Source organism: Bacillus sp. YBWC18, assembly GCF_002998775.1.
In the GTDB taxonomy this organism is placed as follows: domain Bacteria; phylum Bacillota; class Bacilli; order Bacillales; family Bacillaceae; genus Bacillus.
Window position 1 is genome coordinate 1,095,473 of record NZ_PVRI01000001.1, and the last position, 21,649, is coordinate 1,117,121.

25 protein-coding genes are annotated in these 21,649 nt (G+C 42.2%); 1 reads left to right on the plus strand and 24 read right to left on the minus strand.

Features of this window, described 5'->3' with window-relative positions; translation table 11 throughout:
• Positions 1-92: 92 nt before the first annotated feature.
• The 10 genes from panD to C6348_RS05730 all read right to left on the minus strand — a co-directional run bounded on the left by panD (position 93) and on the right by C6348_RS05730 (position 7,940).
• Positions 93-476 carry an aspartate 1-decarboxylase gene (gene panD / locus C6348_RS05685; protein WP_024422780.1) on the minus strand — a complete coding sequence of 128 codons (384 nt, stop codon included), beginning with the start codon at positions 474-476 and terminating at the stop codon, positions 93-95.
• Entirely contained in the window at positions 469-1,335 is an 867-nt protein-coding gene (panC, locus tag C6348_RS05690; protein WP_106042251.1) for a pantoate--beta-alanine ligase, read from the minus strand. The genes panD and panC overlap by 8 nt, the downstream gene beginning before the upstream one ends.
• Positions 1,332-2,171 (minus strand): 3-methyl-2-oxobutanoate hydroxymethyltransferase, encoded by an 840-nt coding sequence (gene panB / locus C6348_RS05695; RefSeq protein ID WP_106042253.1) that lies wholly within the window; start codon positions 2,169-2,171, stop codon positions 1,332-1,334. The genes panC and panB overlap by 4 nt, the downstream gene beginning before the upstream one ends.
• Before the next feature lie 197 nt (positions 2,172-2,368).
• A complete protein-coding gene (locus tag C6348_RS05700) occupies positions 2,369-3,352 on the minus strand; it encodes a biotin--[acetyl-CoA-carboxylase] ligase (protein WP_034661046.1) in 984 nt (327 codons plus the stop codon).
• Positions 3,325-4,527 (minus strand): CCA tRNA nucleotidyltransferase, encoded by a 1,203-nt coding sequence (locus C6348_RS05705; RefSeq protein ID WP_106042255.1) that lies wholly within the window; start codon positions 4,525-4,527, stop codon positions 3,325-3,327. Before C6348_RS05705 ends, C6348_RS05700 begins: the two co-directional genes overlap by 28 nt.
• A complete protein-coding gene (gene bshA, locus C6348_RS05710; RefSeq protein ID WP_066030734.1) occupies positions 4,520-5,665 on the minus strand; it encodes an N-acetyl-alpha-D-glucosaminyl L-malate synthase BshA in 1,146 nt (381 codons plus the stop codon). Before bshA ends, C6348_RS05705 begins: the two co-directional genes overlap by 8 nt.
• A 2-nt stretch (positions 5,666-5,667) precedes the next feature.
• Complete coding sequence (gene bshB1, locus C6348_RS05715; RefSeq protein ID WP_106042257.1) at positions 5,668-6,372, minus strand: bacillithiol biosynthesis deacetylase BshB1; 705 nt, start codon at positions 6,370-6,372, stop codon at positions 5,668-5,670.
• Positions 6,359-6,778, minus strand: a complete 420-nt coding sequence (gene mgsA, locus C6348_RS05720) for a methylglyoxal synthase (RefSeq protein WP_060596732.1) — start codon at positions 6,776-6,778, stop codon at positions 6,359-6,361. The genes bshB1 and mgsA overlap by 14 nt, the downstream gene beginning before the upstream one ends.
• Positions 6,779-6,795: 17 nt before the next feature.
• Positions 6,796-7,599, minus strand: coding sequence for a 4-hydroxy-tetrahydrodipicolinate reductase (dapB, locus tag C6348_RS05725; protein WP_106042259.1), 804 nt, complete (start codon positions 7,597-7,599; stop codon positions 6,796-6,798).
• 5 nt (positions 7,600-7,604) lie between these two features.
• Positions 7,605-7,940 carry a nucleotide pyrophosphohydrolase gene (locus tag C6348_RS05730; RefSeq protein ID WP_003215805.1) on the minus strand — a complete coding sequence of 112 codons (336 nt, stop codon included), beginning with the start codon at positions 7,938-7,940 and terminating at the stop codon, positions 7,605-7,607.
• Between the two features lie 137 nt (positions 7,941-8,077).
• Between C6348_RS05730 and C6348_RS05735 the strand changes: the two genes are divergently transcribed.
• A complete protein-coding gene (locus C6348_RS05735; protein WP_106042261.1) occupies positions 8,078-8,950 on the plus strand; it encodes a YitT family protein in 873 nt (290 codons plus the stop codon).
• Positions 8,951-8,981: 31 nt separating this feature from the next.
• Here C6348_RS05735 and ypjB read toward each other — a convergent pair whose 3' ends face one another.
• The 14 genes from ypjB to C6348_RS05805 all read right to left on the minus strand — a co-directional run bounded on the left by ypjB (position 8,982) and on the right by C6348_RS05805 (position 21,644).
• Positions 8,982-9,785 carry a sporulation protein YpjB gene (gene ypjB / locus C6348_RS05740; RefSeq protein WP_106042263.1) on the minus strand — a complete coding sequence of 268 codons (804 nt, stop codon included), beginning with the start codon at positions 9,783-9,785 and terminating at the stop codon, positions 8,982-8,984.
• Between the two features lie 65 nt (positions 9,786-9,850).
• On the minus strand, positions 9,851-10,444 hold the full coding sequence (lhaT, locus tag C6348_RS05745; protein WP_034661054.1) for a lipoprotein heptaprenylglyceryl N-acetyltransferase LhaT: 594 nt from the start codon (positions 10,442-10,444) through the stop codon (positions 9,851-9,853).
• Positions 10,445-10,544: 100 nt separating this feature from the next.
• The gene (locus tag C6348_RS05750; protein WP_003215888.1) at positions 10,545-11,312 is read right to left on the minus strand and encodes a menaquinol-cytochrome c reductase cytochrome b/c subunit; all 768 of its coding nucleotides are present in this window, start codon (positions 11,310-11,312) and stop codon (positions 10,545-10,547) included.
• A gap of 43 nt (positions 11,313-11,355) precedes the next feature.
• Positions 11,356-12,030 carry a menaquinol-cytochrome c reductase cytochrome b subunit gene (gene qcrB / locus C6348_RS05755; RefSeq protein WP_003215804.1) on the minus strand — a complete coding sequence of 225 codons (675 nt, stop codon included), beginning with the start codon at positions 12,028-12,030 and terminating at the stop codon, positions 11,356-11,358.
• A gap of 2 nt (positions 12,031-12,032) precedes the next feature.
• The gene (locus C6348_RS05760) at positions 12,033-12,539 is read right to left on the minus strand and encodes a ubiquinol-cytochrome c reductase iron-sulfur subunit (RefSeq protein ID WP_007500911.1); all 507 of its coding nucleotides are present in this window, start codon (positions 12,537-12,539) and stop codon (positions 12,033-12,035) included.
• Between the two features lie 144 nt (positions 12,540-12,683).
• Positions 12,684-13,130 carry a YpiF family protein gene (locus C6348_RS05765; protein WP_034661055.1) on the minus strand — a complete coding sequence of 149 codons (447 nt, stop codon included), beginning with the start codon at positions 13,128-13,130 and terminating at the stop codon, positions 12,684-12,686.
• A 61-nt stretch (positions 13,131-13,191) separates the two neighbouring features.
• The gene (locus C6348_RS05770) at positions 13,192-13,731 is read right to left on the minus strand and encodes a ReoY family proteolytic degradation factor (protein WP_008344562.1); all 540 of its coding nucleotides are present in this window, start codon (positions 13,729-13,731) and stop codon (positions 13,192-13,194) included.
• A gap of 75 nt (positions 13,732-13,806) precedes the next feature.
• The gene (locus tag C6348_RS05775) at positions 13,807-15,078 is read right to left on the minus strand and encodes a tetratricopeptide repeat protein (RefSeq protein WP_106042265.1); all 1,272 of its coding nucleotides are present in this window, start codon (positions 15,076-15,078) and stop codon (positions 13,807-13,809) included.
• Between the two features lie 290 nt (positions 15,079-15,368).
• Complete coding sequence (gene aroA, locus C6348_RS05780; protein ID WP_106042267.1) at positions 15,369-16,655, minus strand: 3-phosphoshikimate 1-carboxyvinyltransferase; 1,287 nt, start codon at positions 16,653-16,655, stop codon at positions 15,369-15,371.
• Positions 16,656-16,665: 10 nt separating this feature from the next.
• Entirely contained in the window at positions 16,666-17,781 is a 1,116-nt protein-coding gene (locus C6348_RS05785; RefSeq protein WP_034661976.1) for a prephenate dehydrogenase, read from the minus strand.
• A 115-nt stretch (positions 17,782-17,896) separates the two neighbouring features.
• Positions 17,897-18,994, minus strand: coding sequence for a histidinol-phosphate transaminase (hisC, locus tag C6348_RS05790; protein ID WP_034661979.1), 1,098 nt, complete (start codon positions 18,992-18,994; stop codon positions 17,897-17,899).
• Between the two features lie 10 nt (positions 18,995-19,004).
• The gene (gene trpA / locus C6348_RS05795; protein WP_060596738.1) at positions 19,005-19,808 is read right to left on the minus strand and encodes a tryptophan synthase subunit alpha; all 804 of its coding nucleotides are present in this window, start codon (positions 19,806-19,808) and stop codon (positions 19,005-19,007) included.
• The gene (gene trpB / locus C6348_RS05800; RefSeq protein ID WP_106042269.1) at positions 19,805-21,004 is read right to left on the minus strand and encodes a tryptophan synthase subunit beta; all 1,200 of its coding nucleotides are present in this window, start codon (positions 21,002-21,004) and stop codon (positions 19,805-19,807) included. Before trpB ends, trpA begins: the two co-directional genes overlap by 4 nt.
• A complete protein-coding gene (locus C6348_RS05805; protein ID WP_106042271.1) occupies positions 20,985-21,644 on the minus strand; it encodes a phosphoribosylanthranilate isomerase in 660 nt (219 codons plus the stop codon). Before C6348_RS05805 ends, trpB begins: the two co-directional genes overlap by 20 nt.
• Positions 21,645-21,649: the final 5 nt, after the last annotated feature.

Here is a 21,649-nt window from a genome sequence, read left to right on the forward strand (position 1 = left end):
CGTTTCACTCGAAGTGAAACACGCTCTGGGCAAAATAGCTGAAACAGAACAGCTTCTTTTCTTAAAACTGTTCTGTTTCCTTGCAGCATGCGTTATAAAATCGTTCTCGCAGGCTCTTGCCCAATCATTTGTTCAATTTGATTTTGTTTATTTAATACGACCACTTTTGGTGTATGTGTCTTTGCTTCTTCTTCTGAGAGCATCCCATAAGCGATAATAATCACTTCATCCCCCGGCTGAACCAATCTTGCTGCCGCGCCATTTAGACAAATGACACCGCTCTTTCTTTCACCAGGAATAATATATGTTTCAAGTCTCGCGCCATTGTGATTATTGACAATCTGTACTTTCTCATTTGCCATCATGCCTGCCGCATCAAGTAAATCTTCGTCAATGGTGATACTTCCTACATAATGTAAGTTTGCTTCTGTTACCGTCGCTTTATGAAGTTTAGAGGTCATAAAGGTTCTATACATGTTTTTCACCGCTTTCAGGAACATGGAATATCACATTATCAATCAGTCTTGCCCGTGAGAATTTCACCGCAATCGCAATGATGACCTGACCTGCCAACTGCTGAAGCGGCTCAAGCTCTGGATAGGAGTAGATCTCAATATAATCGATTTCCCCGCTCGTTTGAAGAATTTCCTCTTCTACCAACTGATAAATACGACTGACGTCACGTTCACCTTTTTCAACCGCTGACTGTCCTTTTTTCAATGCGCGGTACAAAGCAGGTGCTTCTTGTCTTTCTTTTTCAGATAAGTACACATTTCTTGAACTTTTCGCTAAACCGTTTTCTTCTCTAACTGTCGGCACAGATACAAGGTGAAGATCAAAGAAGAAATCCTTGATCATCACATCGATCACAGCGACTTGCTGTGCATCCTTTAGACCAAAGTATACATTTGTTGGTGCTACAAGATGAAATAGCTTTGTAAGCACAGTAACAACGCCGTCGAAATGTCCTGGACGTTTTTTCCCGCATAAGACATCAGTCCGCTTTTGAACCGTCATCGTGATAGATGGCTCATTTGGATACATTTCTTTCACATCAGGTGTAAATAAAATATCCACACCTGCTTCTTCTGCAAGGCGCTGATCTCTTTCCATATCCCTTGGATAGGATTCAAAGTCCTCGTTCGGTCCAAATTGCAAAGGATTGACAAAGATGCTCATTACCACAATGTCATTTTGATCCCTTGCTTCTTTCGCGAGCGTCAGATGTCCTTCATGAAGAAAGCCCATCGTTGGGACAAAGCCGATGGAATGCTGTTTTTCTTGATGCTGCTTGATCCATTCTTTCAGCTCGTGAATATGGGTGACAACGTTCATTTTTTCATACCCCCATATAAACCATTAAGGACTTCTTCTTTGATATGAAATGTATGCTTGTCTTCTGGAAATGTGTGTGCTTTTACTTCTTTCGTATATTGAATAAGCGCTTCTTCTAGTACAGTATCAATTTGCGCGTATTGTTTCACAAACTTAGGTGTTCTAGACACCCCGTATCCTACCACATCATGGTAAACGAGAACTTGTCCGTCTGCCTCAGCTCCTGCACCAATCCCGATGACAGGAATTTTCAGCATGTCGGTAATTCGTTTTGTCAGTTCACCAGGGACGCATTCAAGCACAAGTGCAATCGCACCAGCTTCCTCACATTTTAAGCTGTCTTCAATCAATTTCTGCGCACTTTCGTGGTCTTTTCCTTGCACTTTATATCCGCCAAGTACTCCAACTGACTGAGGTGTGAGGCCTAAATGACTGACGACAGGAATCCCGCCTCTTGTGAGAGCTTGAATGGATTCAAATACGCCATCTCCGCCTTCTAGCTTTAAAGCATCCGCACCGCTTTCTTGCATGATGCGTGCTGCGTTTTTCAATGTTTCTGCTAATGAATAATGGTAAGACATAAATGGCATATCCGTCACAATAAATGTGTCTTTTGCGCCTCTTTTCACTGCTTTTGTGTGATGAATCATATCATCCATCGTGACTTGTACTGTCGAATCGAGTCCAAGTACAACCATCCCAAGTGAATCACCAACTAAGATCATGTCGACTTCCGCTTTTTCTGCTTGCTTTGCAGATGGATAGTCGTATGCTGTCAGCATCACAATCGGTTCGTTTTGTTCTTTCATTTTGAAAAAATCTAGCTTTGTCTTCATTTGTTCCTCCTCATTCTGGAGAGGAGATGGCTTGCCTCACATCACATGTTTTGATTTCTCATGCGCGGCGAATCATCCCTCTGTCCAAGTCCCTTAGGATCAAGGCAGAAATTTATCAAATTTTTGTTTATACAGGTACAGCTCTTTTTCAGATACTGCCCACACGAAGTATATCAAAAATGTGCCGGGTGTTCCACTTAAGTTGACTTTATCTCGATGTCTGCGGAGTAGATTTTTTGAATACCTTCCTCCGTTTCAAGCAATAAAACACCTTCTTCATTGATTCCGAGCGCTTTTCCAGTGTATTGCCCATTGACGGTGCGGGCAACAATATGCTGACCGATCGTCATCGCAAACGATTCCCATAATTGTTTAATCGGTGTAAATCCATGCTTCATATAATCGTCATACCTTTTTTCAAAGGTGGACATGATCTGTTGTATGAGCGCAGCACGGTCCACTTTTTCATTCAGTTCCATTCGCAGGCTTGTGGCGACATCCTTTAGTTCATCCGGAAAGTCATCAGCCGTTTGGTTCACATTAATGCCCGGGCCAATTATCACCGCATGAACCTGGTCCGCCTCTGCTTTTAATTCGGTTAGAATGCCAACGACCTTTTTCCCGTTTAACAAAATATCGTTTGGCCATTTAATGGATGGACTGAGTCCTGTTTGCTCTGCAATGGCTTCTGCGATGGCTACAGATGCTAAAAGCGTCATCTGCGGCGCTTTGTGCAGCGGAATTTCAGGCCGTAGAACGAGACTCATCCAGATGCCTGTCCCATTTGGTGAATGCCACGTTCTTTGAAGACGGCCTTTCCCATTTGTCTGATGATCACTGACAACAAGCGTACCGTGGGGCGCACCTTCATTTACAAGATCATGGGCAATCAGCTGTGTGGAGGCGACTTCTTTCTGAAAATAAATGTGCCTGCCAAAGCTCTCTGTTTCTAGACCAAACAGAATTTCATCCTCACTAATTTTGTCCGGTTTACGAAGCAGGCGGTACCCCTTTCTTCTGACGGCTTCTACCTCATAGCCCTCTTTTCTGAGGCCCTCTATATGCTTCCAGACAGCTGTTCGAGAACAGCCAAGCTCATCACATATTTGCTGACTTGAGACAAAGTCCTCACTTGATGCTGTAAATAGTTCGATTAATCGTTTTCTAATTGCTGATCGCATGCTGTAAGCCACTCCTCTATGGCTTCTTTTCGGTTTTCCAAATGATTTTGCAGAACGGCTTTTTTCACCAAATCGAGCTCCTCTGCGATCCATTTTCCTGATGTCTTTTGCCGAAAGGCCATTAAATCTTTTCCTGAAACAGCGAGATCTTGAAGCGTTTTAATCGGAAGGGCATCATAAGAACGCTTCGCTGCCTCAAGCTCGTCAAAGAAAATGCGGCGCTCGTGTTTTAGCTGTGAGATCTTCAAGCTAGATAAGAGCACGTGTTCACCAGCCTCAAACATCTTCTCCGCATCCCAGTCACAATCGACGTATTGGCTAATCGTCACCGCGTCTTTCAAAAGCTTTGTTGACAGCTTCCATTCTTTTAAGAAGAGCACAGCCTCCGCTTCATCTAAGCCAAGCAAATGGATAACAGCCCCCCATACTTCTTCTAGTCCATCCAGTAAATAATACGGAAATGATTGAAAGGATTCTTGCAGACCATCCTTTTTGAGACCCGGCAATTCTTCATACAATTTGGTAGAAATGAGCATCTTAATCGCCCGCTCACAATAACGGCCTTTTAAAAGCTTCTCCATTTCAATCTTTTTGCGTTCAACTGATATGTTGGCAAGCAGGTGCTTATCTTTTTTCATCGCTTCAGCCGTTTCTGCAGCGAGCTCAAAGCCAAGCTGGCTTAAAAAACGGACCGCTCTCATCATACGAAGCGCGTCTTCCTGAAAGCGGCACGCAGGATCTCCTACGGTTTGAATTCGTTTCCGCTCAATATCCTGTTTGCCCCCTACATGGTCAATGATCTCCCCATTTATATCCATGGCCATCGCATTGATCGTTAAATCTCTTCTTAAAAGATCTTCCTTCAATGATGTGATAAACGCCACTTCTTTCGGTCTGCGAAAATCTTCATATTCTGATTCAGTTCGAAACGTCGTCACCTCATAGCTGACCCCATCATGTAACACGATGACAGTGCCATGCTCTTTGCCAACATCAACTGTTTTTTCAAATAAGGATTCGACCGTATCAGGCGTTGCATCTGTTGCTATATCGATATCGCCGATTTCCCTGCCTAAAAGGACATCTCTCACTGCTCCGCCGACAAAGTAAGCCTGATGCCCATGTTCGTGCAGTGTATGTAAAATAGGGATCGCATGTGTGAATGGTTCATTCATGTTCATCATCACCTTCGATCAATTCTAGGTAAAGCTCTTCATATTCACTCACAATTTTTTCAGAAGAGAAATGGGCCTGAACACTAGACTGGGCCGACGCAGACACTTGTTCATGAAGCGCTTTGTCTTTGAGTATAGAGACTGCGTGTTTAGCTGCCGCGTCTATATCGCCGAGCGGGACAAGGAAACCTGTTTCTCCATGTGTAATGACCTCTGGAATCCCGCCAACATCAGTCCCAATACATGGGACACCGCATGCCATCGCCTCAAGAAGCACAAGTCCGAAGCTCTCTTTCTCAGAAAGAAGCAGCTTCAAATCACTGATGGAATACAGCTCTTCTACTTTCTCTTGCTTTCCTAAAAATAACACGCGGTCTGTCAGCCCCAGTTTTTTCACGAGTTCGCATACGACCGATTTTTCAGGACCATCACCGATGAGCAGCAGCTTTGCCTGCACCTGTTCTGAGATCTTTTTAAACACATGAACGACATCATGCACCCGTTTGACCTTTCGAAAATTTGATACATGGATGACGACTTTATCGTCCGGTAAAAGACCATAATGTGTCTTTAGCACTTCGTGATCTTCGCGCAAATACACCCGTTCATCGACAAAATTATGGATCGTCTCGATCTTTTTATTTGGTTTGATAAGGTCATACGTCTGCGCAGCTAATGAATGCGATACCGCCGTTACCCGGTCTGATGATTCGATCGCAAATCGAATGACTTCCTTTAGTGATGGATCATAGCCTAATACCGTAATATCAGTCCCATGAAGCGTCGTGACGACTTTCACAGAGTGTCCCGTCATCTGCTTCGCTAAGAACGCACAGACGGCGTGCGGAACCGCATAATGCGCGTGAATAATATCAAGCTTCTCTCGTTTTGCAACTTCTGCCAATTTACTTGCTAATGCAAGGTCATAAGGCGGGTATTGAAAAACAGCGTATTGATTGACATCCACCTCGTGAAAATAAATATTCGGATACACTTTATTGAGCCTAAACGGAATACTTGAGGTAATGAAATGAACATCGTGCCCTTTTTCAGCTAAACGTTTTCCAAGTTCCGTAGCAATAATGCCCGAGCCGCCGACACTTGGATAACAAGTGATTCCGACCTTCAGTTTTTTCATAATTACCCCCCAAGTAAGTCGTCATCTATCAAAAGTGGTTTCTTTGTGATAAACCCTTCTGCATAAGCTTTATTGACTTCCCTTCCATACATAGACTCTCTCATTTTGACAAAATCAATATAACCGTTCACAAGAGGTGTCTCAACTGAATTCGCCGATTTAACAAATTGGCTTTTATACGCATGCAAGCTATCAATCTTTTGGTGCATTTCCTCAGAAATATCAATCACAAAATCTGGATGATGATGACCGTTAATCATGTAATAATACATCTGACTTATTTTATGCGCTGGCTGCTTGTATGAATCTTCAAATTTATGTATACCTGCCGAAAAAGCAGCCTCTTCTACAAGTGAGCCCGCATGACCATGATCTGGATGCCGATCTTGGTGATGCGGAGCAAAAATCAGTTTTGGCTTGTATGTTCGAATCACGCCTGCAATGTCCTTCATCGCTTCGTCATTTAGATAAAGTCCTCTGTCTGGCAGTGTGAGCTGGATTCGCGTTGACACACCTAAAATGGCGGCAGCAGCTTTTGCTTCCTCTTTACGGCTCTCTACCGTTCCATTCGAAGATAATTCGGCCTGGGTCAAGTCGCAAATCCCGACACGCGCCCCTTTTTTTACGTATTTTGCAATCGTTCCGCCCATACCGATCTCAACATCATCGCTGTGGGCACCGAATGCAAGGATATCAAGTCGTTTCATTTGTTCCTCCGTTTTTTACTACATCTCGAAAATCAAACGTGCCTTTATTTAAATTCCTGACTAAAATTTCAGCGGTCCCCATATTGGTGGCTAGTGGAATGGTATACACATCACAAAGCCGAATGAGTGCAGATACATCCGGTTCATGCGGCTGCGCGGTAAGCGGGTCTCTAAAAAAGAGCACAAGATCCATTGCATTATCAGCAATTAAAGCACCAATCTGCTGATCTCCTCCAAGTGGTCCTGACTGGAAACGATGAATGGGAAGCCCCGTCGCTTCTTTCACTCTCAAACCTGTTGTCCCTGTTGCGTAAAGTGTATGATCTGCCAATATATCACGGTACGCAATGGCAAATTGGATCATGTCACTTTTTTTCTTATCGTGAGCGATTAAAGCAATGTTCATCAGGAATCCACTCCTTATTAGTCGATGATATTTTCTAAACCATAGACGAGCTGATCAATGTGCATGACCTGTTCAACTGAAAGCTTCACACCTGACATAAATGATGCACGGTTATAAGAATCATGGCGAATGGTGAGCGTCTGTCCGTCCATTCCAAACAGTACTTCTTGATGTGCAATCATACCCGGAAGTCTTACGCTGTGCAGACGGATACCGTCATAATCTGCGCCTCGTGCACCTTCGATTAATTCTTTCTCTTCTGGATGCCCCTGCTTTTTGCTTTCTCTGATTTCTGCAATCATTTCAGCTGTTTTAAGCCCTGTACCGCTCGGAGCATCTAGTTTTTTATCATGGTGAAGCTCAATGATTTCAACGTCAGGGAAGTAATTCGCTGCCATTTTGGCAAACTTCATCATTAAGACCGCACCGACAGCAAAGTTTGGCGCAATAATACAGCCTATGCCCTTTTCTTCTGTTAATTGCTGTAGCTCTTTCAGGTCAGCTTCAGAAAATCCAGTGGTTCCTACGACTGGACGGACGCCATGTTCAAGTGCCTTTTTTGTATGTACTTTCCCGATTTCTGGTGTCGTCAAATCAATTAATACATCAGGTGCTGTCTCTGAAAGACACACATCAATATCTGTATAAATTGGCGCCTCAGATGTCGTATGAATCACATCAGATAATTTTTTTCCTTCGTGCGCGTGATCAAGGGCTGCCACAAGCTCAAAATGGCTCGTTTCTTCTGCCAGCTTCACAGCCTCTATTCCCATTCTTCCTCTTGCTCCAGCGATTACTACTTTGATGGTTTGGTTCGTCATCGTCTCTACTTCCCTTCTTTTTTCGTCCAGCGGTCTTTGTCTCTTGTATTGAATTTATGCATCACACGATCGTGTGCTTCCTCTAGTGATATATCTAGTGAATTAGCGAGGCATGTTAACACAAACAAAACATCGCCAATTTCTTCTTCCATGCTTTTTTCTGTTTCCGTTGTTTTTTTCGGCTTTTCTCCATAGTAATGGTTAACCTCTCTTGCTAGCTCGCCTAATTCTTCTGTCAGACGGGCCATCATGGCAAGCGGGCTGAAATAGCCTTCTTTAAATTGTCCTATGTAATCATCTACTTCTTGCTGCACGTGACGCAGCGTTTTTTCATTCGTCATGAAGCTCATCCTCCTATCCATCTCTTACATGTTAGCGAAATCATAAATATTTGACAAATGTTTAAGACTCAGTTTGCTTGTTTCTCTCCCATACCATATAATATTATCGCTGTCTAAGCAAAAAAAGGAGTGGTCTCTTGCTAAAAGAAATTCGTCTTAAAAATATCGTATTTATTTTAATAGGATCTGCGATTTTTTCTTTCGGTCTTGTTCATTTTAATATGCAGAACAATTTGGCGGAAGGCGGATTTACAGGTATTACACTGCTTTTATATTTTCTATTCCACATTGATCCATCCATTTCAAACCTTGTCTTAAACATTCCGATCTTTTTTATCGGCTGGAAAATGCTCGGCAGAACCATGTTTACTTATACAATTGTAGGAACCGTCAGTCTTTCTGTCTTTCTTGCCATCTTCCAGCGCTTTCAAATACATATGCCTCTCCAGCACGATTTGGCCCTAGCCGCGCTCTTTGCTGGTGTGTTTATCGGAACAGGCCTCGGGATCATCTTTAAGTTCGGCGGTACAACCGGCGGCGTGGATATCATCGCAAGACTCATCAACAAGCATTATCAGGTGGCCATGGGACGAACAATGTTCATCTTCGACGCATGTGTCATTACGATTTCTCTTACTTATTTAAATTACAAAGAAGCCATGTATACACTCGTCGCAGTGTTTGTTGCCGCAAAGGTCATTGACTTCATGCAAGAAGGCGCTTACGCAGCCAAAGGCGCCATGATTATCTCTGAAAAAGATGACATCATTCAAAAGAAAATCACAGAGGAAATGGAGCGCGGTGTGACCATTTTAAAAGGGGTTGGTTCCTATACAAAACAGGAGCGCAACGTCCTTTATTGCGTCGTCCCGAAAAACGAGCTTGTCCATCTCAAAAGCGTCGTGACCTCAGTCGATCCTCATGCATTTGTATCTGTCAGTGACGTGCATGATGTGCTTGGTGAAGGCTTCACATTAGATGAACACAAAGAGCCGCTTAATCCGCATTAAAAAAAGAAGCCCAAAAATGGTGCTTCTTTTTTTATGATTTCGGATAATCAGCCTGACGCTTTTGCTTCTTCTCTTTTTCAGCACGGTATTTCCGAAACCCAACATACGTTAACGTTAATAAAATGATGCTCCCTGTTGTTAAAATGACCCATAAAAGCGATGGGTCAGCCTCATCTTGATCAACGTGGGCAAACACACTCGATAAATCCTCTTCGAGCTTCGTGAGGCGCTCAAGCTTTGTCCCACTTGATGCTTTTAAAAATTCACCTTGCTCAATCACTTCCATATGCTGCTTAATCGTTTGCAGCTTTTCAGGCGAAACATCAATGGTTAAACTCGGGTAGATCATATCGTATAAAGAAACCAGCTCATTCCAAGTTTCATAAAACGTCGTCGACTCCGGATCCCTCACTTCTTTTTTCAAAGTAGGAAAAGACCCCATAATGGGCTTCTCCAGCGAACCCCAAAGAGGCTCAGAGTCTGACTGGATCGCATCAAGCAGCATTCTAAACTGAGAGGCATAACGAAGCTTTTCGCGCTCATTCAATTCTTCCTGCGGCAGCCCTTTTATGATATCTTGATAGCCAAGTGTAATTTGCCGAATCTGCGTATTTGTCAGAGTACCACGCCAATTCTCAGCTTTAAATGTCTTTTCAACATACAATGCGACCTGTAACGCCTCATCATATTTAGCTTGTCTCGTTAATTGAAAGATTGAATCTGATAGTTCCGTTAATTCTTGCAGCACGTTAGCGGCTGTTTCCTCGCCTTTGGCAACAGGTGGCTGTAATACGAGAAAAAATAATAGAATCATCGCGATTGGCTTTCGTTTCATGCAAGTCCCTCCTAGCCCTTCTCCATACAGCGTATGAAGAAAAGGACAAGGTTAGACCAATATTGTTAAGGGAGTTCAAGCTTGACCGATTTTTTCGATAGGACGAGATAATACGAAACAAGAAGAACGGCAATACTTAACCAAAACGTGACATAGCCGATCTCGTTTGAATAGGCAGACAGCATAGAATAACGCGGCATCATACCAAATACATAATCTATCACATCGTTATGTAAAATCCATATGCCGGCTACCACCAAATGACGCATTTTAAAACGATAATACGGTGCAAACAATACAGCTTGAACCGCCATCGCAAAGTGAGACCCAATCAGCATGTATCCTTCCCACGGAAAGTCATCAACAGATAAAAGCACAAAGATATTCATTCCTACAGCCCATAACCCGTACTTAATCAAGGTCACAAGGGCAAGTGCTTCAAAATAAGGAGCGTTTCGTTTCATCAAAAACGCAAGTAGTACAAATAAAAAGAAAAAGCTTGCCGTTGGGCTGTCTGGAACAAAAGCTAAAAAGATAGCCGGCGTCTCTACAAGCTGAGGAATATACCAATAGTAGCCGTACACAGTGCCAAGGAAATTGATCATCAGGACTAGCACAAGCATGTAGCGCGTGGCTAGCAGATATTGAATCCATCTCATACGTCTCTTCACTCACGATCTGTTAAAATCAGAAAAAAGCTGACAGCGCCAGCTTTTTCTCTTTTGAGTATATCCTTGTACTTGCATTTAAACAACTGAATTATTTAGATTTGACTTCAGATAAATATTTAGAAAGCTTTTCAAGTTCTTCATCGCTGCCTTTAAAGATACCCTTAGGCATGTTGCCTTTTCCTTCAACAGCGATTTTAGCTATCTCCTCAGGTGCAAGACCGTTGTCAACAAGTGACGGTCCGGCTGCTCCGCCCTGCATGTTATCCCCGTGACAGGAGATACATGTCTGCTCCTGATAAATTTTATACTCTTCCGCTGAGGTATCAATCTCTGCTTCTTTCTTAATTTCACCTTGCTTCGCCGCTGCTTCCCAATCATGAGTAGCAACAGACTCCCACGTTAAATATGTTGCTGCGCCGACTGCAAGGATCATCATCCCCACTGCAACCGGTCTTCTATACGGTCTGCGTTCAGGACCAGAATCAAGAAATGGTGCGAGCAAAAGTGCACCAAACGCAATTCCAGGCATAATCATCGCGCCAACTACTGTATAGCCTCCTGCAGCAAATTCATATTTTAATAACTGGTACAAGAATAGGAAATACCAGTCTGGCAGCGGAATATAGCCGGTATCTGTTGGATCAGCCATCCGCTCAAGCGGAGGTGCATGAACAACAGTTAGGACAAGAAATCCAATTAAAAAAACGGCACCTACAAGCCATTCCTTTAAAAGAAAGTTCGGCCAAAAGGCTTCTGTTTTTCCCGGATATTCGGAATAGTCTTTAGGTATGTTAGGTTTTCTTTCTGCCGGAATTCTGGAGTCTCCGACAAACTTCATCCCTTTTCCCCTATGCAAAGTCATCCCCTCCTCATTGAACATTCATCAAACGCAACTTTTTTTATAGCGGTCCAGAAATTCCTTGCTTACGAATCATAATAAAGTGGGCAGCCATCAGCCCAAATAATGCCGCTGGCAAGAAAAAGACATGGATAGCGAAAAATCTCGTCAGCGTTTGTGCCCCTACAATGTCAGGATGACCTGCAAGCAGCGTTTTGATCTCTTTTCCAATGAATGGTGTGGCTTCTGCAATTTGAAGACCAACCTTCGTCGCAAATAGCGCCTTCATATCCCATGGCAAGAGATATCCTGTAAAACCAAGTCCAAGCATCACAAAGAAAATGAGCACACCAACAATCCAGTTCAGCTCTCTAGGCTTTTTATACGCCCCTTGGAAAAAGACCCTTAGCGTATGTAAAAACATCATGACAATGACTAGACTCGCACCCCAGTGGTGCATCCCTCTGACAATCTGACCAAATGCCACTTCATTTTGCAAATAATAGACAGATTCCCAGGCATTTTTAATATCCGGCACATAATACATCGTTAAAAACATGCCCGAAAGGACTTGAATGACTGTCACAAAAAACGTTAAACCGCCAAAACAGTACACAAAAGCGGAGAAATGATGTGCTGGATTGACATGCTCTGGCACCTCATGATCCGCAATATCTCTCCATATTGGTGTAATGTCTAGCCGCTCATCTACCCAATCATAAATCTTGTTAAGCATCGTTACCCTTCCCCTTTCGGCACAGCTTTTCCAAGATAGAGGTATCCGTCCTTCACTTGCTGCTTATAATGGTCAAGCGGTGCAAGCGGTGGAGTTCCGGGTACGTTTGTACCATCCTTGTCGTACAGCCCATAGTGGCATGGGCAGAAAAATTTGTTTGGATTTTTCGGATCACTGTTCCAGTTCACTGTACATCCTAAATGTTTACAGATTGGCGATAAAGCGACAATTTCATCCCCTTCTTTGTACACCCATGCTGACCTAGATTCCTTTGACTCATACCATGCATCTACTTGATCAATTTTAAAGTCAAAGCGCTTCGGTTCCTTCGTCAGTTCATCTACACTGACAACTTGAACCATATCCTGATCCTCTGTTCCTTTTAGCACAGGGTCAAGCGCAAAGCGAACCATAGGCATGAGCATTCCAGCGGCCATAAATCCCCCCACGCCGGTCAACGTGTAATTCAAAAATTGACGCCTGGACACTCCATGTCTCTTCTCGCTCATTTTTTTCTCCCCCCCTCAGGTCGTCAGCTACTTTATAACTGAATTAGAAAAAATTTCATAAAACTAGGACACCCTCATAATATATCAATCTATTCACAAGGTCAACAGCCTAAAAAGCTATGTACAATGCAAATGTAAGGGTTTTTATGAAGGGTTCCACTTTTGTAACAAAAAGTTCAAAATTTGTTCTACACTGTCTTGAACGATTTTTTGCTTTAATTCTACCTTTAAATGCTCGAGCGGAACCGGCTTTAACAAAAATAGCGCTTCACTAACCGCCGCATGCTCTTTCCATTGGTGATCAGATGAGATCAACACGACATGCTGAAAATGATCTTCTAGCGACTGCTTCATCGTGAAGATGTCTTCTAGTTTTCGATCATTGATCTCTACATATGTATGTGGTGGAAAAAGAAAGACCCGCCCTTTCAGCTGCCTTTCAAGTTCCTCTGCTACAAGAATGGTAAACTCACCTAAAGATACAGTTTGTTTGATTTGATTCGCATCTATTCCAACTATTGGAATGATAGCGGTATCAATGTAATCTTTAGATTGCAAAAAGCGATCCGCATCCTCCGCTTGAAACTTCATCAATTTCCCCTCTTTCATGACATAAGCCCTGCCTGTATAGGGCAAGGCTTATTCGTTCAGTTTATGACAATAGGCTTAATTCTTTTGCTAACTTATTAAATGTTTCTTGATCATGACGGTCAAGTGCCTCATCTATCTCTTTCATAAGCCGTTCTTTTTGGAACGTTGCGATCGAGTGTTCAAGCACTTTCTCCGCAAGATCCTTATCTTTTTCGTTCTCATAAAGATCCTTTGGAATATGAGGATTTGTTTCAAGCACAGCTGCATATTCCGGCGAACGATAAGCAGAACGGAAATTCAATTGAATAAACAAATCTTGCTGTTTATTCAAACGAATATCATGAAATGACTTTTCAGCATCTGTCGTCATGATGTTTTCTTTATAAAATCTAAAGGGAACTTCATCCACACAGTGTGTTGACATAATGATTCCCCTTGGGCAAAATTCTGCTTGCTCTACAAAATGAACCTTTTCCATCAAAGAGTCGTGACTCATTAAATAATTTAATATCCAAACACACTCTCTTCGTTTTAGCTGATAATGGTTTAAAAACCACCGGATGAATTCCTTCTTTTCATTGACAGAAACAGGGGTCTGCATGTTATTCCCTCCTCTATCGTAAATTAAATTGCTATACATGAATTATTCAACAAACCAGTTCTTCATTCCTGCAAACTATAAGGAAATTTCGTCTTCAATTCTTAAAATCGTTTCTTCGATTTCTTCATTCGTGCCATCTTTCTGAAGAACTTTGCGTAATAGCGGCAATGCTTCTTTTTGTCTGCCTTCTTCTAAAAGGAACGAAGCGTATTCATATAAAAAGTCACGCTCCTCATCAAAATCAGGCAGAGCCAGCTTGAAGTAATCGGCTGCTTCTTTGTATTCCTCTCGTCCAACAGAAGCAGATGCAGCATACCAATTCCATTTTGGATCAACTTCCCCAAAGCTTTTAACCTCTTTAATGACATCCAGGATTTCATCAAAAAGCTCTTCATTTAAATAGATCGCGAGCAATGTTTGAACCGCTTCAATATATCCCGGATCAAGAGCAAGTGCTTCTTGAAGCAGCTTTTTCGCATCTTCTGAATCCCCATTTTTCAAGTCGATCTTTGCACCATATAAATATAATTCTTTGTTATACTCATCAATTTTAATACCCTCTTTTACTACCTCTAAAGCCTCCTGATATAGTCCTTCTTCCTCATAACTTTTCGCTAAAGGCATATAAAGAGACGAATAAGACGGATCAATATCTTTTAGTTCTGAAAGCTGCTGAATGGCTGTTTTCGTTCTGCCGGCCCTCATCGCTGTAAATCCGTAGCCAAAAAGTGTATTCGGGTCTGTTTGATCTTTTACTGCCTTTTCGTACCATTCAAGCGCATCTTCAAATTCTCCAGCGGTGCTGAGTGATTCAGCGAGTCTCTGGTAAACATTGACGCCGCCAACCTCATGTTGTTGATCTGCGACTTTGTAGAAATAGTCGGCGGCTTTCTTTGAAAGACCTTGTGAAAAATACAATTCACCTAACGCAAAATCAATGATGGCTTCATTTGGAAGCACTTCTTTCGCTTTTAAGAGCTTTTGTTCACTGACTTCAAATAGTCCTTGCATTTGATACAAATCTGCCATTAACAATAAACTCTCTGGATACGCATCATCATCTTCAGGAATCGTCTCTAATACCGAAATCGCCTTTTCTTCTTCATCAGAGTCAATCAGTAGCTCTGCATAAAAACATGTTAACCCTGTTTCCTCTGGATATAAATCATGTAAATCACTGATGAGATTCCGCGCTTTATCGATATCTCCCCAATCATAATATAACTGAGCTGCCTGCGCCTTTTCTTCATCATGCAAATGCTTTTCTGCCTGAGCAAGTGTTTGGAGTCCTTTTTCAGTCTCACCCGCCTCAACTAATTTTATGGCTTCTTGTAATGAACTATTCAAATCAAACCGTTCCTTTCTGTTTCCAAAAACCTAAACTATTGTTACTTCATATCATAATCGACAGGTACTCATCCAGCAAATATGTTGCTCTTTTAAAATGAACCCATTTTTTTGTTTTAAAGACTGTTTTTCATTTCATCCTTTACGAAACGGAAGTTTTGTAAACTGCAAGCACCTGAAATTCATTTTTTTATCGGATAAAATGATTTTTTTCCAGGTTTCATCTTGAGACAAGCTATGCTATCTTTCTTACAAATATGCATAAGGAAAGAAAAAGCCTGAGGACATCCTCAGACTGTTTTGGTTAAGTATTCAATGTGTTCAAAGAAATTCGGGTATGATACACGAACAGCATCTGTATCTTCAATCTCAACAGCTTGCTTTGTGATGCAAGCAGCAACCCCCAGCATCATACCGATTCGGTGATCTCCGTAGCTTGACACGACAACGCCGCCTTGAAGTGTGGTTTTACCATGAATCTTCATACCATCATCAGTTGCTTCAATATCAGCACCGAGTTTTTTAAGTTCTGACACGACGGTATCAATTCGATTGGTCTCTTTTACTTTTAACTCAGCAGCATCTTTAATAATCGTTGTTCCTTCTGCTTGTGTCGCTAGAAGCGCTATAATCGGGATTTCGTCGATGAGTCTTGAAATCATGTCACCAGAAATTTCAATCCCTTTTAATGAAGAGGTTGAAATCGTTAAATCACCATACGGTTCTCCTTCTTTTGCATCTCCTTCTTTGATCTCAAGATTCGCACCCATTTGTTTCAGTACATCGATAATACCCGTTCTTGTTTTGTTTAGCCCGACATTTTTTAACACAATCCGGCTGTTAGGAACAATAGATCCAGCAACAAGGAAAAATGCAGCTGAAGAGATGTCTCCAGGAACAAATATATCTGTTGCTTTTAATGTTTGACCGCCTTCAATGGAAACACTTTGTTCATCTTCGTCTAGTTTTACACCAAACATAGAGAGCATTCTTTCTGTATGATCTCTTGATTTATGCGGTTCAGTTAATGTTGTTGTTCCCTCTGCTTGAAGCCCCGCTAAAAGGACAGCGGACTTAATTTGGGCACTTGCCACCGGAGACTCATATGAGATACCTTTTAAATGACCGCCACGAATAGACAGTGGCGTATACTCGCCGTTTGCTCTGCCATCTATTTTCGCTCCCAGTTGTTTAAGTGGACCTGTTACTCGTTGCATTGGTCTTTTAGCAATACTCTCATCACCGATCAGTGTACTGTGAAACTCACAACCAGCTAATATTCCCATCATTAATCGAATGGTTGTACCAGAATTCCCAACATCGAGGACGTCAGACGGCTCCTTGAGCTCTTTCAGTCCCTTACCGTGGATCACAACATCTGTCCCTTTTTGTTCAATTTCAACGCCCATCTTTCTAAAGCAATCAATCGTACTTAAACAATCGGCTCCAGGAAGAAAGTTTTTCACCACTGTAGTCCCATCAGCAATTGCACCAAACATCACTGATCTATGAGAAATGGATTTATCACCTGGAATATGAATGACTCCATTCATAGGAGCATTTTTATGAATTTTCATGTTTGTCACCTCAGTCAGCATAAAATGTATCGTAATTCGCTCTATTTTTTATACAGATCTCTGCACGCTTACGGTCGTCATCTGTTTGAAAACTAATGCGCAAAATCCCATTAATGTCTTCTCGCGTTTCAATAATACGGATATTCGTAATACTGATGTTTTCATTTGCTAAATGCCCTGTAATCTCCGAAATGACCCCAGGGTGATCTGGAACATCCACATAAAGGTCATAAAAAGCAGGAATGGCACCTTTTTTCCTAAGAGGAAGTCCATCGCGATATTCCTTTGCCTCTTGAAAATAAGAGAACAAGCCTTCAGCGTCTTCTTGCTGTACAAAGGTCTCAATGCGGTCGATCTCTTTTTTCCATTCATGGAACCGGTCTAAAATCTTGTTTTTGTTGTGCAGAAGGATATCTCGCCACATTGCAGGATTGCTTGAAGCAATACGTGTAATGTCACGAAAGCCTCCAGCAGCAAACCGTTTGACAAGTGGGAATTGTTCTTCAAAATGATGTGCTTGATGCACAAGGCTGGCTGCAACAATATGAGGGAAATGACTAATCACACTTGTTACACCATCATGTTCTTCTGGAGTCATCTCAATGAAATGAGCATTTGTCCCCTTTAACAAGTCCTTCAAACGATCAACAGCCTGGCGATTTGTTTCCTTTGCCGGCGTTAAAATGTAGAATGCATTTTCAAATAAAAAGTCTTTCGCTGCAATGACTCCTGACTTATGAGAGCCTGCCATCGGATGTCCACCAATAAATTGGTAGTGCTTAGGAAGCGTTTTTTCAGCAAAATGGACGACCTTTTGCTTTGTGCTGCCAACATCGGTAATTGTGAGCTCTCTCTCAATTCCAGAGTTTGCAATATCACGAAGCATCTTGACTGTTTGCTGAACTGGAGTTGCCAATATAATAGTCGCAGATTCATCCAAACCTGCCGCAAATGAATCAGCTGCTAAATCAATGATACCCAGCTTTGTTGCCGCAACCATTTGTTCTTTGGACACATCGTATCCTACAATTTTTTTATGGGGATACTCTTTTTTAATCGACAGTGCGATGGAACCTCCAATTAAACCAAGTCCAGCGATTAATATTGTTTCGTTTGCATCATTCATGTTCATCACCTGTTTTTTCACGAAAATTAAAAAAGCCATTTCAACAGCTTATATGTATATGAGGTTGGTACAATGAAAGCCATATCCTGCCTTAGGATATGACTTTATGGTTATGCTACGCACGAATGCCTTGCATTAAATCGGCAAGTGTACTTAGAATTTCTGCATTTTGCTCCATTGTTCCGACCGTAATACGTAAAGAAGTCGGAAAACCAAGTGCTTTACCAGAACGAACAATGTAGCCTTTTTTCAATAATGCATTGAATAATTCATCTGCATCTCTCTTAAAATCAATCAGCACGAAGTTTGTTTGAGACGGATAAATAAAAAGTCCAAAACGGTCAGCAAATTCTTGATATTGCTTGAGACCTGCTTCATTTTTCTGTCTGCAAGATTGAATGAAATCCTGATCTTTTATCGCTGCACGTGCAGCTGCCTGAGCGATACGACTCGTATTAAACGGCTCTCTCGCTGGTTCAATCGCAGTAATCAACTCTTCCGACGCAATGCCATAGCCTACTCGAAGTGCAGCCAGTCCATACGCTTTTGAAAACGTTCGGAGTACGATGACATTTTGATAGGAGTGTAATAAAGATAAGCTGTTCGGAAAGTCTTCCGCACGAACGTATTCGACATATGCTTCATCTAGTACAACAAGCACATGAGCTGGTACTTGGTCTAAAAACGCCACAAGCTCAGATTCTGACAAATGATTTCCCGTCGGGTTATTCGGGTTGCATACCCAGACGACCTTCGTGTTCTCATCAATCGCATCCAGCATGCCCTTCAGATCGTGAGCTCCTCCGTCTAAAAGCGGCACCTCTCGAATCTCTGCCTGCTCAATGACGGCATTGTGACGGTATTGCGGAAAAGATGGAGCTGGGATGACGGTATTTGTATGTTGGTCAAGGAATGCCCTAGCAATAATTTGCACAAGTTCATCTGAGCCATTCCCGAATATTAATTGTTTTTCATTTACTTGAAGAAACTCAGCAAGCTCCGTTCTTAAACTTGCGCTGTATCCATCTGGATAGATCGCTAAATGTTCGAGCTCAGCTTGTATCGCCTCTCTTGCATGTAAGGAACATCCAAAAGGGTTTTCATTTGAAGCCAATTTCACAATCTTGTCTAATTGATATTCTTTTTTGACCTCTTCAATTGGTTTCCCAGGTTGATACGGTTTTAGTTGTTTTAATTGATCTTTGATTTGCAAAAGTTTCACCTCATTTGAATGAATAGAGGGGACTAAATGTTTTTGCATAGGTTTCAAATTCTCTTAAAGCTTCTTGACGTGTATCACTTGCTAACAATTGATCTTGAAGTTCTTCAATTTTTTTCACAAGTGCACTGCCTACAACGACACCGTCACTCAGTTTATTCATTGAGTCTACCTGCTCTCTTGTTGAGATGCCAAAACCGACCGCAACCGGTATGTGACTCAGCTGTTTCACTTGTTGAATAAAATCAGTAATCGATTCGTCAAAGGTTTGTCTGACACCTGTTACACCAAGAGATGAAACACAATACACAAAACCTTCTGCCTGCTCTACAATGTTTACTAATCGTTCCTTGCTGGTTGGTGCAACGAGCGAAATATATGAAATGTCATATGTTTGACAGTTCTTTTGCAGCTCACTGCTCTCTTCAAAAGGCAAGTCGGGTGTTAAGAGTCCCGAAATATGATTTTTGCGCAGTAAAGCGAAAAAGTATTCTGTGTCTAATTGTAACACAGGATTATAATACGTAAATAGAATTACAGGAATTTTTACACCATTTTTTTTCATCTTCCCTGCTAATTCTATCGCTTTTACGATATTCATGCCATGATTTAGAGCTCTTTTGGAGGCTCTTTGAATGACAGGACCGTCCGCTAGCGGGTCGGAATAAGGAACACCTAGTTCAATCGCATGTGCACCGGCTGCTTGAAGGGACACAGCTAAATCAATCGTGACTTCTTCTGACGGATCTCCTGCCGTGATAAATGGGATGAATAATTTCTCGCCTTTCTCTAATTGAAATGTGATCATTTGGTTTTGCCCTCACTTTCAAACACATTCATTAATGTATGCACATCCTTATCTCCTCTTCCTGACAGGCAGACAAGGACGATTTCATCTTCATTCATCGTCCTGCTCATCTCAAACGCCTTGGCTAAAGCGTGTGCTGATTCAATCGCTGGCAGGATTCCTTCCTTTTCTGTCAGCAGCTTTAGCGCATCCAGTGCTTCTTGATCTGTAGCACTCACATATTGAACCCGGCCGCTCGCATGTAAATATGCGTGCTCTGGCCCGATCCCAGGATAATCTAAACCAGCTGAAATGGAATAGGGCTCAATAATCTGGCCAAATTCGTCTTGGATTAAATATGTCAAAGATCCATGAATGACCCCTTTTGTCCCCTTCGTAATGGTTGCTGCATGAAGCGGCGTATCGATTCCTTTTCCAGCGGCTTCTACACCAATAATATCAATCTCTTCATCTAAAAATGCTCGGTACATTCCAATGGCATTACTTCCGCCGCCGACACAAGCAATGACTTTATGTGGGAGCCTGCCTTCTTTTTTAAGTATCTGCTCTTTTGCTTCATCACCAATCATCCGCTGGAACTCACTGACGATTTGGGGATACGGGTGAGGTCCTACAACTGAGCCGATCATATAGAAATGATCACTGCAGTGCTGGACCCAGTAACGAATCGCTTCGTTGGTTGCATCTTTTAATGTGCCGTTCCCGCTTGTGACAGGTATGACCTCAGCGCCAAGGAGCTTCATTCGGAATACATTGAGTGATTGTCTTTCCACATCCTCTTTTCCCATAAATACTGTGCAGGATAATCCAAACTTTGCGGCCACCGTTGCAGCTGCTACTCCGTGCTGTCCAGCGCCTGTTTCCGCGATGATGTTTGATTTTCCCATTTTTTTCGCAAGCAGGGCCTGCCCAAGTGCATTGTTGATTTTATGAGCGCCTGTATGGTTTAAATCTTCTCTTTTTAAATAGATTTTTGCGCCGCCGAGGTATGCTGATAATTGATCAGCATATGTCAGCGCAGTCGGTCTGCCTGAATAGTTTTGCAAAAGGGAAAGATATTCTTGCTCAAAAGCAGGGTCTTCTTTTAATTCGTTAAATGCTTGTTCGATTTCTTTGAGTGGCTGCATGAGCGTCTCAGGAACAAATTTCCCTCCGAATTCTCCATATCTGCCAATCTCATTTGGATATGCGTACATCGTTTAACATCCTTTCTTCGAGCGCTTTGATCTTAGCGCTGCTTTTCTTCCCGTTTTCTTCTATGCCGCTTGAAAGATCGATCGCTTTTGGGCCATAGGCAAGCAGCTCTGGCAGCGTTTCTGGTGTTATTCCGCCTGCAATGATGCATGTTTTCTCCAGTCGTTTTGCCTGCTGAATGTATACAGGTACCGCTTCCCATGTAAAAGCTGTGCCAGAACCACCTCTCATCCCTTTTACTTTCGCATCAATGAGGAAGCCATCGACAAACGGCGCAAATGCCGTCATTTTATCGAGTGTTTCTTTTACATCGGGCTCGTGGTGAAAGACTTTCCACACAATCGCTCCTGTTTGTTGTTTTATTTCTTTTGCATCCTCTCGTGTTTCATCTCCATGCAGCTGCACGATATCTAAAGGAATATGCTTTGTGATGTCACACACTTTTTGGATTTTTTCATTTACAAATACACCAGTAATCTTTTTCTCGCACTGCGACTCGGTGAGCCATTGTTTCACTTGTTCTGGATCGACTTGTCTTTTACTTGGAGCAAAAATAAACCCGATCGCATCTGCTTGAGATTGCGCAATGCAATCTACATCTTCTTGTGATACCGCCCCGCAATATTTTAAAAAAGGCTTCATCTTCC

Excerpts from the sequence above, each read along its gene's own strand:
- C6348_RS05770 (WP_008344562.1), bottom strand. The coding sequence starts at position 13,731 with ATGCAGACCCCTGTTTCTGTCAATGAAAAGAAGGAATTCATCCGGTGG.
- C6348_RS05705 (WP_106042255.1), bottom strand. The coding sequence starts at position 4,527 with ATGAATGAACCATTCACACATGCGATCCCTATTTTACATACACTGCAC.
- C6348_RS05730 (WP_003215805.1), bottom strand. The coding sequence starts at position 7,940 with ATGACGAATGAAAAAACGCTGCGTCACGTGCAGCAAGAAGTAGATGAT.
- bshA (WP_066030734.1), bottom strand. The coding sequence starts at position 5,665 with ATGAAAAAACTGAAGGTCGGAATCACTTGTTATCCAAGTGTCGGCGGC.
- C6348_RS05760 (WP_007500911.1), bottom strand. The coding sequence starts at position 12,539 with ATGAGCGAGAAGAGACATGGAGTGTCCAGGCGTCAATTTTTGAATTAC.
- C6348_RS05785 (WP_034661976.1), bottom strand. The coding sequence starts at position 17,781 with ATGAATGATGCAAACGAAACAATATTAATCGCTGGACTTGGTTTAATT.
- bshB1 (WP_106042257.1), bottom strand. The coding sequence starts at position 6,372 with ATGAAACGACTTGATATCCTTGCATTCGGTGCCCACAGCGATGATGTT.
- qcrB (WP_003215804.1), bottom strand. The coding sequence starts at position 12,030 with ATGCTTAACAAGATTTATGATTGGGTAGATGAGCGGCTAGACATTACA.
- panC (WP_106042251.1), bottom strand. The coding sequence starts at position 1,335 with ATGAACGTTGTCACCCATATTCACGAGCTGAAAGAATGGATCAAGCAG.
- panD (WP_024422780.1), bottom strand. The coding sequence starts at position 476 with ATGTATAGAACCTTTATGACCTCTAAACTTCATAAAGCGACGGTAACA.
- C6348_RS05765 (WP_034661055.1), bottom strand. The coding sequence starts at position 13,130 with ATGAAGTTTCAAGCGGAGGATGCGGATCGCTTTTTGCAATCTAAAGAT.
- aroA (WP_106042267.1), bottom strand. The coding sequence starts at position 16,655 with ATGAAAATTCATAAAAATGCTCCTATGAATGGAGTCATTCATATTCCA.
- C6348_RS05805 (WP_106042271.1), bottom strand. The coding sequence starts at position 21,644 with ATGAAGCCTTTTTTAAAATATTGCGGGGCGGTATCACAAGAAGATGTA.
- trpA (WP_060596738.1), bottom strand. The coding sequence starts at position 19,808 with ATGATCACATTTCAATTAGAGAAAGGCGAGAAATTATTCATCCCATTT.
- panB (WP_106042253.1), bottom strand. The coding sequence starts at position 2,171 with ATGAAGACAAAGCTAGATTTTTTCAAAATGAAAGAACAAAACGAACCG.
- mgsA (WP_060596732.1), bottom strand. The coding sequence starts at position 6,778 with ATGAACATTGCTTTAATCGCTCACGATAAGAAAAAAAGTGACATGATC.
- trpB (WP_106042269.1), bottom strand. The coding sequence starts at position 21,004 with ATGTACGCATATCCAAATGAGATTGGCAGATATGGAGAATTCGGAGGG.
- ypjB (WP_106042263.1), bottom strand. The coding sequence starts at position 9,785 with ATGAAACGAAAGCCAATCGCGATGATTCTATTATTTTTTCTCGTATTA.
- dapB (WP_106042259.1), bottom strand. The coding sequence starts at position 7,599 with ATGACGAACCAAACCATCAAAGTAGTAATCGCTGGAGCAAGAGGAAGA.
- C6348_RS05700 (WP_034661046.1), bottom strand. The coding sequence starts at position 3,352 with ATGCGATCAGCAATTAGAAAACGATTAATCGAACTATTTACAGCATCA.
- lhaT (WP_034661054.1), bottom strand. The coding sequence starts at position 10,444 with ATGAGATGGATTCAATATCTGCTAGCCACGCGCTACATGCTTGTGCTA.